Origin of the sequence: Providencia sp. M-27 (assembly GCF_011077905.1) — a bacterium.
Lineage (GTDB): Bacteria > Pseudomonadota > Gammaproteobacteria > Enterobacterales > Enterobacteriaceae > Providencia > Providencia huaxiensis.
In genome coordinates, this window is the sequence record NZ_JAALBT010000016.1 from 32,767 (window position 1) to 54,232 (window position 21,466).

The window sequence follows — 21,466 nt, forward strand, 5'->3', positions numbered from 1 at the left end:
CAAAAACGCCCACTTGATTGTGGGCGCTTTGATTACCTTTTTATGAAGCACATTACAAGAACATAAAGAACACCATGCCGACAATTGCCCCTGTCGTACCAAGGATAGTTTCCATTACCGTCCACGTTTTTAGCGTTTGTGCTTCAGTTGCACCAGTAAATTTCCCATATAGCCAGAAGCCAGAGTCATTCACATGGCTTAAGATTAATGACCCACCAGAGATGCAAACGGCTAATGCTGCCAGCTGTGCGCCTGAGTAGCCTAACTCACTGATAACAGGTAACACTAAACCTACAGCAGTTAAACATGCAACGGTTGCTGACCCTTGAATAACACGTACCGCCCCCGCTAATACAAAACAAGCAACCGCAATAGGTAAACCTGCACCAATTAAAGAGTCACCTAGCGCGGGACCGACACCTGAGTCCACCAAAATTTGTTTGAATACGCCACCAGCACCGGTCACAAGTAGAATGATCCCAGCAGGTTGGATCGCAGCAGAACAAATCGCCATGACTTTTTCTTTATCCATACCATAACGGAAGCCTAGGCCATAAATCGCCAGTAAACACGCTAACAATAAGGCAGTGAAAGGGTGACCAATAAACTCTAACCAATGCTCAAGAGTGGTTCCTTTTTCAACTAAATGAGTCCCGATTGTTTTTAAACCCACTAATACCAATGGGAAAAGCACTAAACACAAGCTAAATCCAAAGCTTGGCATTTTGCCATGTTCTGTATTTGGCGCTTGATAATCCGCAGGGATATCAATATGAACATAATTACTGATAAATTTACCAAATAAAGGCCCAGCTAAAATCATGCCAGGGATAGCAGCACACAGGCCAATTAAAATCATCCAGCCATAATCTGCGCCCATTTGTGACGCAACCAACATCGGTGTTGGTCCCGGTAATAAGAATGCAGCAGCCGCTGCAACCCCTGCAAATAATGGGATAGCAAGGCGGACAACGTTATGGCCAGTACGGTTTACAACTGCAAACACCACGCCAATTAACAAGACAATAGCCACATCAAAGAAAAGCGGTAGCGCACAAATCAACCCTGCGACACCCACTGCATAGTGAGCATTCTTTTCACCGAACAGATTAAGTAGCTTATTCGCTATTTGGTCTAACGCACCTGTTTCATGTAAAATTTTACCGAACATTGCCCCAAGCGCCACCACAATAGCAAGGAAACCTAAGGTTCCCGCCATACCTTTTTGCATGGTTTCAGTGATCTGTTGTACTGGCATGCCGGAGAATAAACCCGCACCAATAGAAACGATCATTAGCGCGACAAATGCGTGTAAACGAGCATACATCACTAAAAAGAGCAGTAAAACGACAGAGCCAACCGCCGTTAGCACGAGCGTTAACGTGCTTAATGTTTCTGGGGTATTCATTAGTTATCTCCAGCGACAATCTTACGAATAGTAGAACACGTATTTTCAATCACGTTCTCTAAGGATGGTCGAATATCAACAACCTGCACATCAGGTTCATCCGCACCAGGTTCTTGTAAAGCATCAAATTGCGATTTCAGCATTTCAGGCTTAAAGAAATGCCCTTTACGTGCTTTCAATCTCTCTTCAATAACAACCGCATCACCTTTTAGGTAAATAAAATAGAGGTTATGGTTCCCCTCTCTTAAGATATCGCGATAGCTTTTTTTCAGTGCGGAGCTAACCACCAGCGATACCTTATTGGTTCTTTGCATTGCAAAAATGGCATTATTTAATGCGACTAACCAAGGTTTACGGTCGTCATCATTTAATGCGTGACCCGATGCCATTTTTAAAATATTTGATTTAGGGTGAAGAAAGTCACCATCAAGGAAGGCAGCTTGTAGTTGCTGTGCAACACCGGTAGCAACAGCAGACTTACCACTACCCGATACCCCCATTAGTACAAATGTATAGTTTTGTTTTTGGGTATCATTCATAGGAAACTCCTCAGATATTCACTATTGTCCTGGCTTTAGTTAAAAACCGGCATTTGTTACCGGTAACAAGTTACGGGTAACATTATCATCAGTGCGGATTTATTTGGCAATCAAATTGGTGAAGAAGAGAACAGATCTGTGATGATACTCTCAATCTGACTTCAGAATAGGCAGGTGAAGAACAAAGCAAAACTCGCAATGCAATATAGAAACAAAAGACGAAAAGACGAAAAGACAAAAAGACAAAAAGACAAAAAGACAAAAAGACAAAAAGACAAAAAGACAAAAAGACAAAAAGACAAAAAGACAAAAAGACAAAAAGTATATTTAAACTTTATTGCTCGCCTTAAAACATTCCTCTAAATAATTCGTGTTGTCGCTAGGCGCCAAGCGAGTCAAGCCCTAGGAGCATACATAAGTATGTGACTAGGGTTGGCGAGTACAGGCAACAACGCGACAGCGCGAAGGATGACGAGGAATAATTAGATACTTTCGCCAGTAAGGACAGAAAACCCCACATCAAAATGCGTATCCGTTAGCTTCTTACCAGACATTCTCGCCAACAAGACTTCTGCCGCCTTACGCCCCATTTGGTCCCTTGGCGTCAAAATACTCGCCAGTTTTGGCGTCATCACTTGCCCTACATCATGGCCGTGGAAACCTGAAATAGCGAGATCTTGTGGAATTTGAATACCTAAACGTTGGCATTCAAAAATAGCCCCTATTGCTAAGTCATCATTGGTACAAAATAAGCCGTCAGTATCTGGATACTTATCACGACAATCGTGCAACAATTGAGCGCCTAACGAATACGATGAGCTAGCCTGTGTCATCACATTACGTGGTTCAAGATTGGCATCGAGCATGGCCTGCTCATAACCTTTCAGGCGGATAAAAGTACGCTCATCATGCCTTGCGCCTAAATACACAACCTTACGGCAGCCGCGCTCAATCATTGCCCGAGTCATTTGGCGGGACGCTTCAAAGTTATCAATACCCACTGCAATATCTAGGCAAGGAGAAACGCTATCCATAATTTCAACCACAGGGATCCCCGCAGTTTTAAGCATACGCAGCGTTCTCTCTGTATGGGTTCGTTCAGCTAAAATCACACCATCAATATTATAAGAAAGTAGCGAAGTCAGCCGCTCCTCTTCTTTTTCGGGCAAATAGCCATAGTGAGCGAGCATGGTTTGGTAGCCATGGCGGTCTGTCACGGCTTCAATTCCACGGATCACTTCGGCGAAAACTTGGTTAGTTAATGAAGGAAGCAACACCCCGATGGCATGGCTGGTTGCATTCGATAAAATATCGGGAGCTTTATTCGGAATATACCCGGAAGCCTCCACCGCCTGAGCAATTTTATCACGCAGAGCTTCTGAAACCTGCTCTGGGTTTCGTAAAAAACGGCTCACCGTCATTTTCGTGACGCCAACTTGGTCGGCAACATCCTGCAAAGAAGGTCTTCTTTTCTTCATAAGTCCAAAGTCATATTCAATTCGTTAACGATAACAATGTTCTGCTATCCATCAATAGATAGCAATCTTTGTTACTGATTTACATCACATAAACGTTGATTTTTCTTAACCAACCCACTTTTGTAGTTGACTCTCTATCATGACTCCGCTAATTTTCGCGCTATATAATTATTATCATAACGAATAGATAAAATTAGACTATGGCTATCAATCGTAGACAGTTTCTTAAATCCAGTGCCGTCCTCACTGCTTTTTACTGCTTACCAAGCTTCGCACAAACTCGCCCAGAAGTTGAAGCCGCGATATTCGGTAAACTCCCAACACCCAAGGATATTCATCGCGTCATCAGCTCGGGGCCCCCTTCCGATTTACTGATGTTTGCCTTAGCCCCAGAAAAAATGGTGGGTTTCGCCTCTATTTCATTGAAAAAAGGGCAAACGGGCCTTTTTGCACCACAATGGCTTGAATTACCGGTTTATGGCCGCTTGGCAGGCCGTGGTAGTACCCTTTCCCTTGAACAACTGTTGTCTTATAACCCTGACTTAATTATTGACACAGGAAACATTGATGAAACTTATCGCTCACAAGCAGAAAAAGTCGCCAAACAAACCCATGTTCCTTATTTGTTAATCGCAGGTGGCCTAAAAGACTCACCGCAGCAACTAATGCAACTGGGTGAAATCTTAGGGGTTTTACCACAAGCACAACAATTGAGCCAACTTGCTCAACGCTATATTGATGATGCTGCCTTATTTGCTCATCAAAACCAACAGAAATCACTGAGTTTTTACCTCGCGAGAGGGGCAAAAGGTTTAGAAACTGGCGCTAAAGGCTCAATTCATACTGAAGCGATTGAAATGCTAGGCTTACGCAATGTAGTGGATATCCCTAATTTTCATGGCCTTACTACGGTTTCTATGGAGCAGCTCTACCAATGGAACCCTGACATCATTATAACGCAATATGACGAAGCCATTGAACTGATGACAAGTTCTGCATTATGGCAAGGGCTTGATGCTATTGCTAATCGCAAATTACTTGTATTTAGTGGCATGCCATTTGGTTGGTTAGATGGGCCTCCAGGCGTTAACCGCCTACTGGGAATGAGGCGGCTACAAAGCCATTTTGATAAAAACATTGCCATGAATATTAAACATGATATTGCTGAGTTTTTTACTCGTTTCTACCATTCATCATTAACGACACAGCAAATTGATTTGCTCATGGAAAAGTCATGAATGATGTTTTGAACAAAAAGGGAAAATTCCTTTTATTGGTCATCATATTACTGATTAGCTTTGTTATTGCGTTAACAAGTGGTAAGTACTCACTTACACTTAATGAACTTTATCGACTATTTGCCAGCCAATTATCATCTCACAGTGAATTGAGTAACCCACGCCATGAAACCGTTTTCTGGCAAATACGCTTTCCACGCACATTAGCCGCTATTATTATTGGCGGAGGGCTAGCGATTGCAGGCGCAGCTTACCAAGGAATGTTTCGTAACCCACTAGTTTCGCCTGATATTTTAGGTGTTTCTGCTGGTGCGGGCGTGGGAGCTGTCATTGGTATTTTCTTCGGCCAATCTTTGTTTTACATTCAATTAAGTGCATTTATTGGTGGGCTAATTACCGTGACTTTAGTGTGTTTTATTGCCCGCCTAGCACGGCAACATGACCCTATTTTATCTTTGGTTCTTGTCGGTGTCGCTATCAGTGCGTTATGTGGTTCCGCCATCTCCTTAATGAAGATCCTTGCAGACCCCTACACCCAGTTGCCTTCCATCACTTTTTGGTTATTAGGTGGATTGTCATCGATTACCCAAGCAGACTTAGTGTCAGTATTACCACTGATGATTATCGGTATTATTCCACTATTATTATTGCGCTGGCGTATGAATTTACTCAGCTTATCGGATGAAGAAGCCAAAAGCCTTGGGATCAATGTCAGTTTAACCCGCGCTGTTTTCATTGCTTGTGCCACATTACTTACAGCAAGCGCGGTGTCAATCGCAGGAATTATTGGTTGGGTGGGGTTAATTGTTCCACACATCACTAGAATGATAGTGGGTGCTAACTTTCGCTATCAGCTCCCGGCATCACTGGCAATTGGTGCCATCTTATTGCTAGTTACTGACACCTTAGCACGGACTATTGCTGCAATTGAATTACCAATAGGCATTTTAACCTCCGCAATTGGCGCCCCCTTCTTTCTGGCTATCTTATTGCAGACAAGGCGGGTGAAATGAGCATTCTGTCTTTGCAAAAGGTCGCAATTGGTTATCATGGCACTGCCATCATTGATGGTATTAACCTTTCATTACCTAAGGGGGAGATTAGTTGCTTGTTAGGCGCAAATGGCTGCGGTAAAACCACCTTGATGAAAACATTACTGGGGTTATTACCCGCAATTAAAGGTGAGATCCTACTCAATGGGCAAGACATTCAAGGTCTTAACCCCCGTGAAATAGCCAAAACTGTCGCTTATGTTCCCCAAGCCCATGATACCCCCTTTACTTTCACTGTACTTGATATGGTGATGATGGGTTTAACACCCCATATTTCAATATTTTCAGTCCCTAAAGAGGCCGAAAAAAACTTAGCATATCAACAACTAAAGCATCTGGGCATTTCACACTTAGCAACACGTCTATACAGCACACTTAGTGGCGGAGAGAAACAATTAGTATTGATAGCAAGGGCTTTAATACAAAAACCATTACTTCTAATTATGGATGAGCCGGCCGCTAGCCTTGATTTTGGTAACCAAATTCGCTTACTTGAGCAAATCGAAAAGCTTAAATCCCATGGTATGACGATATTGATGTCAACCCATCATCCACAGCATGCCGCAGCTATCGCTGATAACGTCATTTTGCTTGATAAGCACCACAAAGCGAGGCAAGGGTTATCCAAATGTATGTTAACACTTACTAACTTGGCAGCACTTTATAATGTGGATGAGCGCAGCATTCAAGCTCACTTCCAGCTTCCATCAACGTTTTCTTGTTAAGGTCAGGGATCATGTTAATCAATCAAATCGATTTTTCAAAAATGTACCAACAGCACATGCAACAGGCACAACGTAGCCGCAAAGAACCAGAGCATTGGGATAAAAAAGCACAACAAATGGCACAAAACTGTGCTAATCCTCATGACCCATACTTAGTACGGTTTCGTGAATTAATGGATTTAACAGGTGCTGAAACCTTACTTGATGTCGGTTGCGGCCCCGGTTCCATAAGCCTTTGCCTAGCGAATGAATTTAAAGATGTGATTGGAATTGATTATAGCCGTGGCATGCTCGAAATGGCTGAACTACGGGCTAAAGAGCTCGCTATCCCACATGCACGCTTTGAACAGCTCGCATGGGAAGATGATTGGCATTCATTGCCAAAAGTGGATATTTCTGTGGCATCGCGTTCAACGCTGGTTGATGATTTAAAAGCTGCTTTATTGAAACTTAATAACCAAACAAAGTTACGGGTGTACACAACCCATACCGTCAACCCCACATTTATTGATGAGAAAATAATTCGCAAAATAGGCCGTGAAGTTGTTCGTTTACCTACCTATATTTATGCAGTGAATATTTTGCATCAAATGGGTATTAATGTGCGTGTTGATTTCATTAAAAACCCCAATAAAGGTGGATTTGATAACTTTGAGGCTTTCGCTGATAGTGTCAATTGGTCCCTTAAAAATATCACGCCAGAAGAAACCTCCGTCTTACGTCAATACTATGATGAACAAACCGCTTTAGGCAAAACAGTCCCTTATCCTTCCAGAGATTGGGCGATGGTATCTTGGGATGTGGTAGATGAATCGGAACTGACGTTATGATTTACGTGCCCGATGCATTGATCGACCAACTGCTGCTAGATGACATCCAATATGGGGACCTCACCACACGGGCACTTGGCCTACAATCCCAACTGGGTGTCATGACCTTTGCATCCAAATTTGGCGGCTGTGTCAGTGGGATAGCTATCGCCAGACGCATGTTAGAAAAACTCGGTATCACTTGCGAGTGCCACAGCCAAGATGGCCAACAGGTTGAACCACAAAGTATTTTAATTCGTGCGACTGGGCCTATTGAAGCCTTACATCAAGGCTGGAAAGCGGTGCAAAACGTGCTTGAATGGTGTGGAGGTGTAAGTCACTACACCCAGCAAATGGTCAGTATTTTGCGTCAATATCAACCAGATGGGCAGCTTGCTTGCACCCGAAAAACCATTCCACAGACAAAGCCCCTTGCCTTAACTGCGATTTTGGCTGGGGGTGCTATTATTCATCGTGCAGGCAGTGCAGAAAGTATCCTACTGTTCACCAATCATCGCCAATGTCTTGAAAAACCAGATGATTGGGCGGGCCATATTAAAGCACTACGCCAAGCCGCCCCCGAAAAAATGATTATTGTTGAGGCTGATGACTACGAGCAAGCCATTCTCGCCATCAATGCGCAAGCCGATATTATTCAGCTGGATAAATTGCCCATTGAGCAAATTCAGCGACTACAAGAACTCGCCAAGCAACAAAGCCGGCCTTGTCGACTATCCATTGCTGGTGGAATTAATTTAAAAACAATAGAAACATTCGCACAAACAGGGGTGCCATTATTGGTTACGTCAGCCCCTTACTACGCAGCACCACGAGATATCAAAGTGAAGATTTTTAAGCAGTAACCAAAGAAGTTAGCGTCAAAAAAACCATTTGCAAAAACAGCCTACCCTGTAGGCTGTATCCACTTATGGTTAATGACGCACATCGTTATATAAAAAATAATATATCGTTATTTATGAAACTGGAAAGAGATAATGAAAATAAAACAAATTACCTATTTAGTCGGGATGGCTTTATTCACAGCACAAGGATACGCCGCCTCACCTAACACCGAAAAAAATACCGATGTGATGTCCGTTTGGAGTACCCCGCTTGCGGCTGATGCAAACATCATCACAGAGAGTCAAATGAAACAGTTGAATAAAACCAACGTCGCACAGGCGCTGAGCACAATGCCAGGAGTTTCCATTCAAAAGTCAGGTAACCGCAATGAAACCCAAGTCAATGTACGTGGTTTTGATAGCCGCCAAGTGCCTATTTTCTTTGATGGTATTCCAACCTACGTACCTTACGACGGCACATTAGACCTCGGGCGCTTTATGACTAGCGAGCTGGCCAGTGTTGAGTTATCGACTGGCTATACCTCTCTATTACAAGGCCCAAACCTAATGGGCGGAGCTATTAACCTAACCACCGCCACGCCTAAAAAACCCTTTGAAGCCAATATTAGTTTGAATCAAGGTTTTGCTCGCGGTGCCGATAATGCCCACAATATCAGTGCGCGCTTAGGTGGACGTAATGATCTAGGCTTTATCCAAGTGAGTGGCAGCCAATATAAACAACGTTTTATGGGAATACCGGGGTCTGAAAATAACAATCCATTAGCAGGAAATAATGGCCGTCGCCCGAATTCAGCTACTGACGACAAGCGCATGATGGTGAAAGTGGGCTGGACACCCCGTGAAGCCGACGAATATGTCATTACCTATCTCAAACAAGATGGAGATAAAAATAGCCCCCCGAGTGTGACAAATACCAAGCCTCAAATATGGCAATGGCCAGCTTATGACAAAGAAAGTTTTTATTTCAATGGCACAACCCAAATAACCAATGATATCGCGTTACAGAGCCGTCTGTACCACGACACATTTAAGAATACCCTTCATCAATATAAGTCTATCAAAGATTATGAAAAAGGTATCTATAACTACAGCCGTTATGACGACTACAGCAACGGGGCTGATATGCGTGTTGACTTCACCGTGCGTGAATTAGATATGCTGTCATTTGCTGCCCACTGGAAAGAAGATGTTCACCGTGCGCGTGCAAAAAGAGATGTCCCATTCGACCGTTATAAAGACAATACCTATTCTATTGCTACAGAATATCAATGGGTTGCCATGGATAACCTTGATATTATCGGGGGTATCGGCTATGACTGGCGCAAGAGTGCTGACGGCAAACGCTATGACTATAAATCAGGGGATTTTGAGAAATACGATGGTAACAGCCAACATGCCTTCAACTGGGAAGTGATGGCTCGCTACCACTTAGAAAATGAAGATACAGTACAATTCTCGATATCAGAAAGAAGTCGTTTCCCAACGCAAAAAGAGCGCTATACCAAAGAAAAAATGAAAAGTGACGACACTTTCGTCATTAACCCACATATCGATACAGAACGGGCACTTACCTATGATTTGACTTACAAGGGACATATCTCACCCACTTGGTCATATACTTCAAGTCTCTATTATAACCATGTCTCTGATGCCATTATGGCGCATCGTGTTGGCACGAATAAGAATGGAGGCTATATACTCGAAAATCGTAATAGCGGAAAAGTCGATTACTTTGGCATTGATTTAGGCACCACGGGTCAAATTACGGATTGGATGGAAGCCGGTTTAAGCTACGGCTATATTCATGCGGATCCAAAACATTACAGTGTAAAACACGTCACCGAATTACCGACTCACAAAGCCTTTGCTTGGGTGAAATTTACCCCTTATGAGCCATTCAGTATCACAGTAACAGAAGAAGCCAGAAGTTGGGCCTTCAACTATGTTGATACCGATAGCAAAGTACGTGGCTATGCTAAAACTGACCTGCGCTTAGATTATGATTTTGGCCAAGGTGTTTCTGTTAACACCTCAGTGAACAACTTATTCGATAAATCATATGAATATACTAATGGCTATATTGAAGAAGGCCGTAACTATTGGCTAGGTATTGAATATAAATATTAATCATTAATATATTAGGCAGAGAATTAAGTTCTTTGCCTAATATTTATTATATAGACTTAAATTAGTTAACATTGAAACGATTAAGTAATAACACTTAAGATATTTCCTATAAAAAAATGTATTTCTACATGAACTGATTTATATAGATTATTATATCTTTTTAACTACAAATGTGATTAACCTACCACCTTTAAGGCTTTAAATATACCATTAAATAGTTTTTAATAACATTTAAGCTGTCAATTCAATAAATTTGCTAATTCATTACAAAAAAGCTCACCTCACAATACTTGCAGTTAATTGATTCCGTATTTAGACTATAAGCATAATAATAAAAGTCAAAACAACATACTTTATCCAAAATTAATTCCCTTAATTTAAATTTCCTATTAGTCATTTTAATTAGAGAGAGCAAACAGTATTTATGATCGAAATGCATGATTATACTATTGATGAAAAATATATTTTCGAGCAGAAAACAAGTTTAATATACCTAAAATATGATCGAAATCAAAATATTGAATTATCTAAGCCTGCGGCAAGGTTATTCAATGAAATCATTTTATTAAATTTAAAAAAAGGAATTGCAACGCGAGATGAACTCTTAACTAGTGTATGGGAGGAATATGGGCTGGTTGGTTCTAATAATAATTTAAATACTTATATTAGTGAAATAAGAAAAAAACTTGAACAAATTGGTATCGACCCTAAATCGATCGTTACCGTACCTAAAAAAGGCTTTCGACTCGATAATCATATATCTATACATGAAAATATAGAAACTGAAGATAGTAATGTGAAGGAAGATGTTATTTATCTCAATGATAAATATGATTATATTGAAAACCCAGAATATTTCCCTCAGCCAATTGATAGCCAATTAACGACCCAGCCCCCGCTCATCACTACTATTGATGAACCATCATCCCCTATTGATGAAACGAAAAATAACCATATTTATAATATGGATATTAATGAAACCTTATCGCTTCAACACCGGAAGGATGAGGTAATAGAAAAAAGTGGTAAAAAACCCTTAAAGATATTATTCCTAGCTATTTCAACGTTTACAATATGTTATTTAATCTATTTATTTATTCAGCACCCAATGGATAACCCAAATCCAATCAATAATTATCTGACTGTAAGTACAAATGAAAACTGTGTAATACAAACACCGGTTGATATGGTCGGTAAAATTTCCAGCGATAATATTGCTACCGTAAATAAAAAGCTGAATAAATACAACATCCCATGTGATGAGCCAAAAAGAATTATTCTTTTATCGGATTTAAATAAATCCTACTCTATCGACAAAAACATATCTATTAGTATTTGCAAAGAAATCAATAAAAAATTTGATTGTATCTCAATCAATGATCAGAGGATTTAAATGAAAAAATATATTTTAACTTCACTGTTTTTAATTGCAACTGCATCAACTGCATCACTGATGATCAAAAAAAGTAGCCATGATGTCCAAATTTGCCATTCCGAAATATTATGGATTAAAGATAATAATACTCAAGATGGCCTGAGTTTAAAATCAAAAGTTAATGTCCAACTTTCTGCAGGCCAACAAGGGCGAATGAATATGTATGGTTACTTAAAAGATAATAGTCAGATTTACCGACTAGATAGAGCTCTTTACTTTAATTATCAAGATGTTGACCATAAAGGTAACTATGCCGTCACCTTTACTTCATCATCTGTAACCAATTCAGATAATATACCAGAGAAATTATTTTCTAACTTTATTCAATTAGAAGAAGACAAAATAAAATATTATGTCAACATTACTAAAATGGAAGACAATATTTATATTATCAAAGATGAATCCTATTCCGCTTTTACTTGCCAAGTTCAATAAAAAAAAGCCTACCAACAATTACGTTTAAGTAGGCAAAACCGTCAACATGGGAAATGACGAATCCAAATATCTATTTAAATCATGGAATAGTTAAAACGAGGGTAATGCGACCACTAAATTTCCCCGGTGCAACAGCGCCATTAGTTTTTAAGGTTGACGCCACCTGCACAGGCCATACTTGATTTGCTCTTACTGACTGAACCACCCCTTTTGCTGCCGACTGATTATTTAATGTAACATGGGACTGCAATTCTCCATTCGGACGCAGATAAACATTATCTTGCTGCAAGTTTGAAGAAACCTTCACACTCATATCTTTATTACATTGAATATAAAATAACCCCGTCTCTACGTCGCCATTGAGCTCATCCGCATTTAAAGGACCGTGATCTAATTCGAGAGAATTCGCATTACCAGTCGGAGAAGTAAAGTAACATTTTCCTGCTGGAGGAGGCGCTATCCCGCAAATTCCGCCTGGTAACATTTTACCTTGAGCTCCTTTTGATGTAGCTAGAAAGATCCCTACACATTCATCCGTTGTGATTGCTCCACTATGTTGACTACTCCCTGTTCGAGGAAAAGAAAGGCCACAAATCGCATTGGCATCTCTGATAATTGCGGCCATTGTCGTGTAAGTTGCAAAATTGACATCACACGACCAATCTGCACGAGAAGCTATCCCCCCAGTCTCTTTCCCTGAATGTAGGTGATTAATTGTAAAATAACACCGTTTTGCCCCTTTACTGCCAAGTACGGATTGACATGGATTCCCTTCATAAGGAGAGTTTTCTTTCCAATATTCGATAACAAAATGATAAATATTTTCATGCTTCGATAGTGATTCAACTTCTTCCACATACGAAAAATAGGTTGAACCATAACTTCCCAAACCAAAGAACAAAAATGGTATGGCTAATAATAATTGCTGAATTCGTTTTCCCATTTCATATCTCTTTATATTCATTTTAATGTTTTGATATCAGTACCAGATAAGGTTCTGAGAATGAAATTACTCGTACTCAAATAAAAAAGTGGCTATTGCGGCAATCTGCCCTGTTTTAATTTGTTTATTGTTGATTGCTTCAGGGGTTGCCTTGAGAAAAGTATTAAATTTAAGTTCATTTTTCCCAGCTTGAATGATTGGTACTAGCGAAGAAAACTTATTCACTTTAATTTCTTCACCGCTAGCTAGCTCAATGCCAATCCCTAATCCAGGGTTGTGTTCCGTATCTGTTAATGCCAAATATCCTGACATTTGCCTATGTTCAGCTCCGGTAAACTTCACTTTCATTTTTTTCGCAATAGTTAAGTCGCAATTAGATAATACCAACGTTAACTCTCTGCGAGGCAACTCGTAAGTCGGGTCGTAAATATCTAATAACCGAATATCGCCAAAATCTACTTCCATCATTTTATTTTCCGGCAGAACAACACAAGGTGAATTCACCAGTGTCCCTTTCACTTTGACATTATTTTTAGCGGCAAAGACAATATTGCTACTTAAAAATGCCGTACTTATCAAAGTAAACAGTGTCCCTATTAATAGTGAGGTCGTATTTTTCATTATTGATACTCCACAACCATGGTGCCATTAGCAATAAAATCACCCGTCTTTAGTTCATTATCGCCATTCCTGACTAATACGGCCCAAAGTACACCGGGAGAGCTAGGGTTAATAAGGTATTTCTTACCTAACTCCAATTCGGTATCCGCAAGCTGAAATTTTACTGCTAGATTATTAACTCCAGTATTTAACCCATTTATATCAAAATCACTTTTTATTCCATCTAACATCAGATACATAGACCAGTTATTTTTATTTTCACCACATTGGATCTGGTAATTAACTTGCCTTTTTTGGTCATTACCTTGGATTGATTTTATTGATACATTACCAAAATCAACTTCAATATCTTTACCATCATCAATATGACAAGGCGGTGGTGTAATTAAATTACCTTTAATATTAATCCCTGTTTCATAGTCTTTTGCGGTTGATGTAAAAGATAAAATGGCACTGAGGAACACCAAACCGATTATGTTATTAACAGTCTTCACATCTCAGCCCCTTATTGATACACCACTTTCAACGTTGCATTTGCCGTAAAACTTTTTGCGGGTAAATCTGTACCGCTTTTTTTCACTAATACGGCATACAATTTCAATGGATTTGCAAAGTTAAAAGCAAGTTTCTTTTTCAGCGGGAAATCGCTGGTGTCTGCTTTAAATAACACCGCAAGGTTATCAATATCCGTTTTTAATAGGCGCTGATCAAAACTTGCCGATATTCCCTCAATAAAAATGTTCAGTTTAGGTTGGACGCCATCTTTACACGTCACCGTGTAGTCAATGGGTGCTTTATAAACCTCATCTTGGACACGTGTTGTTAATACATCGCCAAAATCAATTTGTATTGTTTGCCCATTATTAATTGAACAAGGCTTTGATAGTACTTCTCCTTTAATATCAATGTATAGGAATCCTGAAAAACCAAATACACTCGATATCTGTAAAGTGAGCAATAACACAAATACCTTTGTTAATGTTTTAATAGACATCATGGCGTCAAACCTTATTTTCTTGGCAGCACTGAGCATTCAGCTGACTGACAGCTAAATTTCAAATCCATAGTTCCACCGAAGTCATTGAGATAAACCAAAGTTGGAGATGAACCTAAATCTCCAGTAACTTTGCCTAAACCCGCTTCATTAAATGGAGCAACCATTACAGGTTCAAAATTTTGAACTTCAGTATTGCCTTTTTTCAGTTTTGTAATGGATAAAAAGTAAGGTGACGGGTTTTTCACAATATAATTCGCCCCCTGTTTAAGAATTTTCATATCATTTTCTTGAGGGATCACTTCCATTCTATCTTTAATTACAATTGCTGCTGGGCGGTAAAAAAGCTTAATTTTTGTCTGTAATGCAATTTGCAATACATTCACTTTCTCACTACGTGGTGGAATCTCTCTCACATTTAAGTAGTAAACACTTTCCCTATCTTTAGGTAACTGCGCTACTGCAGGGATTGCCTGTATTTTAATTTGGCTTTTTGAATTAGCTTCAATACGATGCACCGGAGGAGTCACAATAAAAGGTGAATTTACTTTTTCATCTTTGTCATTTTCTATCCATGCCTGAGCTAAATACGGGCTAGTTAAATGTTCGTTAGTCAGTCCCATACCGACTGTTTTGTCTTGTTCATTATAAATAATACGAGTTCTATCTAGTGCAATCGCTGAATAAGCCGATTGTGCTAATAAAGAAAGACTTATCGCTGTTACAATTTGAACTTTATTTATAAATTTCATATTTTCACCGTTGACGTTAAAACATATTTATAATTATTTGCATGGTAATAACATTGTATGTTCCATGCCACTTTCTATTTTTTCAGGTAATTGAATGTGACAAGATGAATTATTTCCCCAAGTCACTTCAAGAACATCTGATGGGTTAATACCCGCTAAGTAAATAAATCCGTTATCTGAAACGATGCCAACTTCAACATTATTTTCATTTTTGACGGATGCACCAAATGGTGGATAACTATTATTTGCAAGATGAATTGTTCCCAATATTTTTTCACCTTGAATGACATTAAACTTCCGGTATCCAATAGCCCCTTCCGTTAATGTCGCATGCTGTGTCGATTGAACTGCTTCCGCATTATCTGGCACTCTATTTAAATCTATTCGAATATTATTGCGGTTATAATCCATAACACTGGTAATAACGGCTTTACCATATCGATTCGTGCGTATCGGCGTTACCCCTGTTTGCACAGGAATATCAGCAACACCACTCGTATCTAACAGTATCCTTGACCCACCATTGATTGAGGTATTACGGTGTAAAGCACCACCTTCTTGGGTCATGGTCAGTCCCCCTTTCAACTGCATTGAAAGAGTAGATTGATTATCTTGAATATAAGTTCCACTCAAATTAAGTTGTGCGGTATCACCATCATAGTTATACATACCTGATGTTGTTACCTTGTCTTTATCCCATGTACCCGCTGAAATAGAATAAGTACTACGTTCATTTATACGGTCATAATAGTTAACGTTATGACTGTTCGTATTTCCTGAATAAGAACCTGAGTAACTAATACTTGCTTGGTTATTATCCAATGGTACATTTAAATTTAGATAAACTCCGTCATCATCATTTTGGTCTGATTTTGTTTTGTAAGCTGTTAAGCTAAGACTTAAATTTTTTATTTTCCCCAAATCAAAATAATTAGAAACTGTTAGATTATATTGATCCGATGATGACCTATTCCAATAAGTTTGATGTGAGTAATTTAAATACATATTAGTATTATATTCAGGGAATGCAGTACCAAATATAATAGTATAAAGCTCTTTACCACTATCAACCGTACTTTCGTTATAGCGACGGTCGATAAATTGGCTCATGCTCATATAATTTTTTTCAGAAAAACGATAGCCTGCGAATGTAATTTGGCTGTTAATATCATCAAATTGTTTGGAATAAGTGACGTTATATGAATTACCCGTCAAAGTTTGGTTATTTTCGGTTCTGCCCATTTCAGCACGAGAGATACTTAAGTTCCCTGACAATACGCCAAATGGTGCTAAATCACGCCCTAAACCAATCGCAATGTTTTGATATTCTGATGAACCAAGCATACCACCATAAACGGTTGTATTATTAGTTACCCCCCATGATAAGGAGCCCAAACTAAATGCAGGACCTTGAGTATCATGTTCATTTTTAGTCGGTTTACCAACGACAAACTGGTAAATCAGCTGACCCGGTCGAGTCAATGTCCCTAAACGAGATGTTTCCACTTTATAGTTAGTCACACTACCATCTTGTTCTTGAATAGAAACATCTAACGTACCGCCACCAAAAGAGTTCACATCCTGAATACGAAATGGCCCAGGACTAACTTCTTTTTGATAAATAATACGGCCATCTTGCTTCACAATGACGGTCGCATTGGTTTTGGCAACCCCCGCAATTTCAGGTGCATAACCTTGTAAACGCGGTGGTAACATAGATTCATTGGTTTCTAAACTAGCACCAATATAACGAATACTGTCAAATAGCGTTGAAGACAGATATTGTTCACCAAACGTTAACCTTGAATTTAAAGAACGTATGGCGCGATACGCATATAACTGATTCCATGACCATGATTGGCCGCCTTTATTTAATTGGCCTTTTTGCGTTTGCCAATCACCTCTAAAACGCCAAGCACCAATATTTGTCCCCATTGTCCCTGTCGCTGTAATACCTGAATCCGTTCCTTTGTCACCCGTTTCTTTTTTAACAACCCGACCCGTCGCATTGTAGTCGATAAATGCACCTAGAATGCCATCATCCCAACGTGACGGAGGATCCCAATTTGGGTCTTCATATTCCATATAAGCTTGTGGGATGCTGATTTCGACAATATTTTTTGCAAGATCACCTTGAGTCCGCATTTCTGGTACAGAGCGAATATCTAAACATTTTCCATCAAGTAACCAAGTTACTTTATTACTCCATTCTGGCTTTAATCCTAGTTGCCCATATAACTCAGGTGTAATGCAAGCTAATGATATTTTTTCATCATAATTAGGCGTAAAGAATATAATGGACTGCTCCATGGAAATTTTGACTTTATTTACAGCAATAGCTAAAGAGTAATTTCCAGGTGGAATATAATTAGCATGAGAAAACTTACTAAAATCGACATTTTCAGTGCTGTCTGCCTCTAAAAAATCAGTATTGAAATCAACTGCCTCCTCAGAAAATGCAACCATCGGCGTTAATATTAAAAGCATTAATTTTGTAATTAAATTGAGTTTCATGCTTTTCATTCAACTATGCCGCCTATCAGACTAAAAATGAAAAAGAAGGTAGAAACATATGGCGTCATTAATACGCCACATGTTTTTACTTAACTAAGCTTGAACTTATTGGTAAATAATTTTGAAGTTAGCAACAGTGTTAAAGCTACCTGTTGTTGCTTTCGCATCCGCTGCTTCGTTACCTTTAACGTATGCAGAGAAGTGCAGTGTAGTTTGTTTTCCATCACCAGCATTTAATGCGTATCCATCACCTGTACCTGGGAATGCTTTACCAAATTCAACAACTTTGTCAGCACCATTAGTGATTACAATACCGGCATTTTTAACTTTTCCACCTAAGCCAAGTAAGTCACCGGCAAAACCTTGGAAACCATTAATAGTTTGGCCAGTAAAGGTGATTTTTGCGTTTTTATACGTTTCTGTTGAACAGTTTTTCAATACGATATCGAAATCTCTGTTATCTGAACGATATTGGTTAGATGTCAGTTCATGTAATGCAATTTCACCAAACTCAACTAATTGTTTTAAGTTGTTTGCATCAATTGAACATGGAACATCGTTAATGAAACCAGTGAAGCGGACTTCACCTTGTGAACTTTCAACTGTTGGTGGCGTTACTGGATCTTCAGCCACTTCAACACCAGAAATTCCAACACCTAAACCTAAAGCCAGAGTTAACGCTAATTTATTCAGTTTCATAAACATTTCCTTTAAATGAGTAGGAAGTAGCTGCCTCTTTTCTGATTTTTATTGATAAGGAATCAGTTTTATTTTTTTGATTACTTAACAGTGAAATTCTTCAGTCATCCAACATCATTAATTTCATTCAGATTAGAGGTGAATATATAAATAAGATCCCTTTCATCTATAATTTTTAAAATACCTAAAATTTTTAATTCTTTATTTTCTATTCAATATTAATTATTCCCATGAGGGGTAATTCGCTAAAATTGACATAGAAATAGAAAATGACTTTTTACACATGCCTTCCGATACTTTCTGATGTCAATTCTACATAACCGATATTTATTGTCAAAACTGACACATAATTAGAGTTAACAAGGAATAAATGACTAGCAAATTCAAAATCAGCAAAATATAAAATCAAAACGCTATCAAAATATACATTTCAAATTTATTACTTAGAAAAACTTATATAAAACCCTCATTTTTCACTTACAAATATCTCAAAATATGTCAAATTACAGATAGATTTATATCGAAATTTAAATCTATATTTATCGACAAAGATAGACATTAAAACCAAGCAATAACAGAAAAACCGCAATTAAAATCCAAACAAGACAGAAAAGAAGCGACAAAAAGAATATTGAAAAGTGAGGTTAAGATAAGTCTTAATTGAAATTGCATCAAATTGAAACGGAATATTTCAATTAATTGTTCGCAATGCGTTGCGCTTTTATTATGCATTTGTTTAATATTTGTTTCTATTTTCCTGTTTAATTTTAAATATCATTTTTTATATTTTTTATTACCCTCATTTACTTTCTTTATTAATCAAAAAAATACTTAGCAAGGTTAAAATTTTTTGATGGTAATGCTTTCATTTCTTGATTCTCTATAGTTCAAGAAACTGTGATAAACTTGTGAACAGTAAACATTTGCATTTTTCAACGGGTGGGTCAGTAAAATGGAAAAGATGAGTGAAAAAAAAGTTCTTGCGATGGCTGAACATATTTGCCAGTCAAGAGGCGTCAGGTTGACACCACAAAGAGAAACGGTATTGCGCTTGATAGCACAACAACATGGTGCAATCAGCGCTTATGATTTACTCGACTTACTACGTGAAATTGAACCTCAAGCTAAACCCCCTACGGTTTATCGTGGCCTTGAGTTTTTAATGGAGCAAGGTTTTATCCATAAAATTGAATCAACAAACAGCTATGTCGTCTGCCATCATTTTGATAACCCAAGCCATATCTCTGTTATGTTGATTTGCGACCATTGCGGAAGCGTAACGGAAAGTGACTGTACAACAATAGAAGCTGCCATTATTAATTTAGCCGACGAACACCAATTCCGCTTAAGACATACCGTGGTGGAAAACCATGGCTTATGCAGAAGTTGTGACGAAGTGAATAGCTGCCAAGATCATGAACATTGTCATCATAACCACGAACAACCTATAGCATCAAAAAAGAAATAAATTACTGTATTGCTAAATAGTTTGATGAATACAAAAGAGAGAAGAGAGAAGAGAGAAGAGAGAAGAGAAAAAATATAAGGAAGGAAACAAAACAGGCAGACCTCAAAATAAAGCAATGAAATCTGCCTGCAATAGTCATTCCCGGGTGTAACCTACCATGACAGCTGGCTACTAGCGGAAATTAATACCAATCACTGTTACGGATAACCCCAACAGCTAAACCTTCAATAGTGAAGTTTTGCTGACGTAAATCAACAACAATAGGTTCGAATTCTGGGTTTTCTGCTATTAATTCAACGCGGTTACCCTGTTGCTTAAAACGTTTAACCGTAACTTCATCTTCGATACGAGCGACAACAACTTGCCCGTTATGTACATTTTGCGTTTTATGCACAGCTAATAGATCGCCATCCATAATGCCAATATCTTTCATGGACATCCCGTTCACACGCAATAAAAAATCTGCATGTGGTTTAAACAGCTCCGGGTCAACTTGATAGTGGCTCTCAATATGTTCCTGCGCTAATAATGGTTCGCCAGCGGCAACACGCCCAATCAGAGGTAACCCCTGATCTTCGGTTTCTTCTTCAAGAAGCAGACGAATACCTCGGGATGCGCCTGAAACGATTTCAATAACCCCTTTACGTGCTAAGGCCTTTAAATGTTCTTCTGCCGCATTAGGCGAACGAAAACCAAGGCTTGCTGCTATCTCAGCACGTGTAGGTGGCATACCTGTCTGCGAAATGTGATCTCGCACCAGATCGTAAACCTGCTGTTGTCGAGCCGTCAGTGCTTTCATTCCGTTCCCCTGTTTGTTTATACAGTCAAGCTGTGAGTATATACAGGTAAATGAAGATTTGAAACAGTTAAATCGCGCAATTTAAGCATTTGTTATCGATTTACTCTCTTTTTGCCCGATTAAGTAACCAAACACCTTAACCAGAAAAATAACGCTGCCATAATACCAGCGCCCAAATGAACAGCGCTAAACCGATACTCACAAATACTGCAGCAGAACCAATATCTTTAGCTCTTCCTGAAAGTTCATGATACTCACTACCAATACGATCAACTACAGCCTCTACCGCGCTATTCAATAATTCGACTATTGCCACCAGCACAACTGAGCTCACTAACAAAATCCTATCTATATAGCTGATATCTAAATAAAATGCGATAAAAATTGCGATGATTGCTGCAACTGATTCCTGCCTAAATGCTGCCTCATTAACCCAAGCCGCTTTCAAACCTTTAAGGGAATATCCTGCCGCTTTAATCACTCGCGTGAACCCCTTAACTTGACTCGCCATATTTATTCCTTAAAAAATACAAACAATAATCGATTTTTACGGTCAAAGTGAATTGT

The 21,466-nt window shown here is 39.0% G+C and carries 22 protein-coding genes; 10 read left to right on the plus strand and 12 right to left on the minus strand.

The window, feature by feature from the left end:
* Positions 1–52 precede the first annotated feature (52 nt).
* Both gntU and gntK read right to left on the minus strand, forming a co-directional pair.
* Positions 53–1,408: a gluconate transporter gene (gene gntU, locus G6Q48_RS18110; protein WP_166267835.1), complete on the minus strand. Its 1,356-nt coding sequence runs from the start codon at positions 1,406–1,408 to the stop codon at positions 53–55.
* Positions 1,408–1,947, minus strand: coding sequence for a gluconokinase (gene gntK / locus G6Q48_RS18115; protein ID WP_102140240.1), 540 nt, complete (start codon positions 1,945–1,947; stop codon positions 1,408–1,410). Before gntK ends, gntU begins: the two co-directional genes overlap by 1 nt.
* 174 nt (positions 1,948–2,121) lie before the next feature.
* Here gntK and G6Q48_RS18120 point away from each other — a divergent pair, with 174 nt between their 5' ends.
* Positions 2,122–2,310, plus strand: coding sequence for a hypothetical protein (locus G6Q48_RS18120; protein WP_166267837.1), 189 nt, complete (start codon positions 2,122–2,124; stop codon positions 2,308–2,310).
* Between the two features lie 119 nt (positions 2,311–2,429).
* Here G6Q48_RS18120 and gntR read toward each other — a convergent pair whose 3' ends face one another.
* The gene (gene gntR, locus G6Q48_RS18125) at positions 2,430–3,425 is read right to left on the minus strand and encodes a gluconate operon transcriptional repressor GntR (protein WP_102140239.1); all 996 of its coding nucleotides are present in this window, start codon (positions 3,423–3,425) and stop codon (positions 2,430–2,432) included.
* Between the two features lie 200 nt (positions 3,426–3,625).
* Between gntR and G6Q48_RS18130 the strand changes: the two genes are divergently transcribed.
* From G6Q48_RS18130 to G6Q48_RS18165, 8 genes are all read left to right on the plus strand, one after another.
* A complete protein-coding gene (locus G6Q48_RS18130) occupies positions 3,626–4,663 on the plus strand; it encodes an ABC transporter substrate-binding protein (RefSeq protein ID WP_102140238.1) in 1,038 nt (345 codons plus the stop codon).
* On the plus strand, positions 4,660–5,676 hold the full coding sequence (locus G6Q48_RS18135) for a FecCD family ABC transporter permease (protein ID WP_242685835.1): 1,017 nt from the start codon (positions 4,660–4,662) through the stop codon (positions 5,674–5,676). The genes G6Q48_RS18130 and G6Q48_RS18135 overlap by 4 nt, the downstream gene beginning before the upstream one ends.
* A complete protein-coding gene (locus tag G6Q48_RS18140; RefSeq protein ID WP_166267839.1) occupies positions 5,673–6,440 on the plus strand; it encodes an ABC transporter ATP-binding protein in 768 nt (255 codons plus the stop codon). Before G6Q48_RS18135 ends, G6Q48_RS18140 begins: the two co-directional genes overlap by 4 nt.
* A gap of 11 nt (positions 6,441–6,451) precedes the next feature.
* On the plus strand, positions 6,452–7,270 hold the full coding sequence (locus G6Q48_RS18145; protein WP_166267841.1) for a class I SAM-dependent methyltransferase: 819 nt from the start codon (positions 6,452–6,454) through the stop codon (positions 7,268–7,270).
* Positions 7,267–8,112 (plus strand): ModD protein, encoded by an 846-nt coding sequence (gene modD, locus G6Q48_RS18150; RefSeq protein WP_166267843.1) that lies wholly within the window; start codon positions 7,267–7,269, stop codon positions 8,110–8,112. Before G6Q48_RS18145 ends, modD begins: the two co-directional genes overlap by 4 nt.
* Before the next feature lie 132 nt (positions 8,113–8,244).
* The gene (locus G6Q48_RS18155; RefSeq protein ID WP_166267845.1) at positions 8,245–10,239 is read left to right on the plus strand and encodes a TonB-dependent receptor plug domain-containing protein; all 1,995 of its coding nucleotides are present in this window, start codon (positions 8,245–8,247) and stop codon (positions 10,237–10,239) included.
* 424 nt (positions 10,240–10,663) lie between these two features.
* Complete coding sequence (locus G6Q48_RS18160; RefSeq protein WP_166267848.1) at positions 10,664–11,632, plus strand: winged helix-turn-helix domain-containing protein; 969 nt, start codon at positions 10,664–10,666, stop codon at positions 11,630–11,632.
* Positions 11,633–12,109 carry a FidL-like protein gene (locus tag G6Q48_RS18165; protein WP_166267850.1) on the plus strand — a complete coding sequence of 159 codons (477 nt, stop codon included), beginning with the start codon at positions 11,633–11,635 and terminating at the stop codon, positions 12,107–12,109.
* Between the two features lie 79 nt (positions 12,110–12,188).
* On the opposite strand, the gene G6Q48_RS18170 is transcribed toward G6Q48_RS18165, so the two are convergent.
* The 7 genes from G6Q48_RS18170 to G6Q48_RS18200 form a co-directional block, all read right to left on the minus strand.
* Entirely contained in the window at positions 12,189–13,052 is an 864-nt protein-coding gene (locus G6Q48_RS18170; protein ID WP_102140231.1) for an MrpH family fimbial adhesin, read from the minus strand.
* A 66-nt stretch (positions 13,053–13,118) separates the two neighbouring features.
* Entirely contained in the window at positions 13,119–13,673 is a 555-nt protein-coding gene (locus G6Q48_RS18175; protein ID WP_102140230.1) for a fimbrial protein, read from the minus strand.
* A complete protein-coding gene (locus G6Q48_RS18180) occupies positions 13,673–14,167 on the minus strand; it encodes a fimbrial protein (RefSeq protein ID WP_102140229.1) in 495 nt (164 codons plus the stop codon). The genes G6Q48_RS18175 and G6Q48_RS18180 overlap by 1 nt, the downstream gene beginning before the upstream one ends.
* 11 nt (positions 14,168–14,178) lie before the next feature.
* A complete protein-coding gene (locus G6Q48_RS18185) occupies positions 14,179–14,670 on the minus strand; it encodes a fimbrial protein (protein ID WP_166267852.1) in 492 nt (163 codons plus the stop codon).
* A gap of 11 nt (positions 14,671–14,681) precedes the next feature.
* Positions 14,682–15,419 (minus strand): fimbria/pilus periplasmic chaperone, encoded by a 738-nt coding sequence (locus tag G6Q48_RS18190; protein ID WP_166267854.1) that lies wholly within the window; start codon positions 15,417–15,419, stop codon positions 14,682–14,684.
* 33 nt (positions 15,420–15,452) lie between these two features.
* Positions 15,453–17,942 (minus strand): fimbria/pilus outer membrane usher protein, encoded by a 2,490-nt coding sequence (locus G6Q48_RS18195; protein WP_166267856.1) that lies wholly within the window; start codon positions 17,940–17,942, stop codon positions 15,453–15,455.
* 96 nt (positions 17,943–18,038) lie between these two features.
* Positions 18,039–18,632, minus strand: a complete 594-nt coding sequence (locus G6Q48_RS18200; protein WP_166267858.1) for a fimbrial protein — start codon at positions 18,630–18,632, stop codon at positions 18,039–18,041.
* A 952-nt stretch (positions 18,633–19,584) separates the two neighbouring features.
* On the opposite strand from G6Q48_RS18200, the gene zur reads away from it, so the two are divergent.
* Positions 19,585–20,100: a zinc uptake transcriptional repressor Zur gene (zur, locus tag G6Q48_RS18205; RefSeq protein WP_102140224.1), complete on the plus strand. Its 516-nt coding sequence runs from the start codon at positions 19,585–19,587 to the stop codon at positions 20,098–20,100.
* Between the two features lie 181 nt (positions 20,101–20,281).
* On the opposite strand, the gene lexA is transcribed toward zur, so the two are convergent.
* Complete coding sequence (gene lexA / locus G6Q48_RS18210) at positions 20,282–20,899, minus strand: transcriptional repressor LexA (protein WP_004915217.1); 618 nt, start codon at positions 20,897–20,899, stop codon at positions 20,282–20,284.
* A 136-nt stretch (positions 20,900–21,035) separates the two neighbouring features.
* The gene (locus G6Q48_RS18215; RefSeq protein ID WP_102140223.1) at positions 21,036–21,410 is read right to left on the minus strand and encodes a diacylglycerol kinase; all 375 of its coding nucleotides are present in this window, start codon (positions 21,408–21,410) and stop codon (positions 21,036–21,038) included.
* Between the last annotated feature and the right edge of the window lie 56 nt (positions 21,411–21,466).

Coding starts and splice junctions, on each gene's coding strand:
- gntU (WP_166267835.1), bottom strand. CDS start 1,408: ATGAATACCCCAGAAACATTAAGCACGTTAACGCTCGTGCTAACGGCG.
- gntK (WP_102140240.1), bottom strand. CDS start 1,947: ATGAATGATACCCAAAAACAAAACTATACATTTGTACTAATGGGGGTA.
- gntR (WP_102140239.1), bottom strand. CDS start 3,425: ATGAAGAAAAGAAGACCTTCTTTGCAGGATGTTGCCGACCAAGTTGGC.
- G6Q48_RS18130 (WP_102140238.1), top strand. CDS start 3,626: ATGGCTATCAATCGTAGACAGTTTCTTAAATCCAGTGCCGTCCTCACT.
- G6Q48_RS18135 (WP_242685835.1), top strand. CDS start 4,660: ATGAATGATGTTTTGAACAAAAAGGGAAAATTCCTTTTATTGGTCATC.
- G6Q48_RS18140 (WP_166267839.1), top strand. CDS start 5,673: ATGAGCATTCTGTCTTTGCAAAAGGTCGCAATTGGTTATCATGGCACT.
- G6Q48_RS18145 (WP_166267841.1), top strand. CDS start 6,452: ATGTTAATCAATCAAATCGATTTTTCAAAAATGTACCAACAGCACATG.
- modD (WP_166267843.1), top strand. CDS start 7,267: ATGATTTACGTGCCCGATGCATTGATCGACCAACTGCTGCTAGATGAC.
- G6Q48_RS18155 (WP_166267845.1), top strand. CDS start 8,245: ATGAAAATAAAACAAATTACCTATTTAGTCGGGATGGCTTTATTCACA.
- G6Q48_RS18160 (WP_166267848.1), top strand. CDS start 10,664: ATGATCGAAATGCATGATTATACTATTGATGAAAAATATATTTTCGAG.
- G6Q48_RS18165 (WP_166267850.1), top strand. CDS start 11,633: ATGAAAAAATATATTTTAACTTCACTGTTTTTAATTGCAACTGCATCA.
- G6Q48_RS18170 (WP_102140231.1), bottom strand. CDS start 13,052: ATGGGAAAACGAATTCAGCAATTATTATTAGCCATACCATTTTTGTTC.
- G6Q48_RS18175 (WP_102140230.1), bottom strand. CDS start 13,673: ATGAAAAATACGACCTCACTATTAATAGGGACACTGTTTACTTTGATA.
- G6Q48_RS18185 (WP_166267852.1), bottom strand. CDS start 14,670: ATGATGTCTATTAAAACATTAACAAAGGTATTTGTGTTATTGCTCACT.
- G6Q48_RS18190 (WP_166267854.1), bottom strand. CDS start 15,419: ATGAAATTTATAAATAAAGTTCAAATTGTAACAGCGATAAGTCTTTCT.
- G6Q48_RS18195 (WP_166267856.1), bottom strand. CDS start 17,942: ATGAAAAGCATGAAACTCAATTTAATTACAAAATTAATGCTTTTAATA.
- G6Q48_RS18200 (WP_166267858.1), bottom strand. CDS start 18,632: ATGAAACTGAATAAATTAGCGTTAACTCTGGCTTTAGGTTTAGGTGTT.
- zur (WP_102140224.1), top strand. CDS start 19,585: ATGGAAAAGATGAGTGAAAAAAAAGTTCTTGCGATGGCTGAACATATT.
- lexA (WP_004915217.1), bottom strand. CDS start 20,899: ATGAAAGCACTGACGGCTCGACAACAGCAGGTTTACGATCTGGTGCGA.
- G6Q48_RS18215 (WP_102140223.1), bottom strand. CDS start 21,410: ATGGCGAGTCAAGTTAAGGGGTTCACGCGAGTGATTAAAGCGGCAGGA.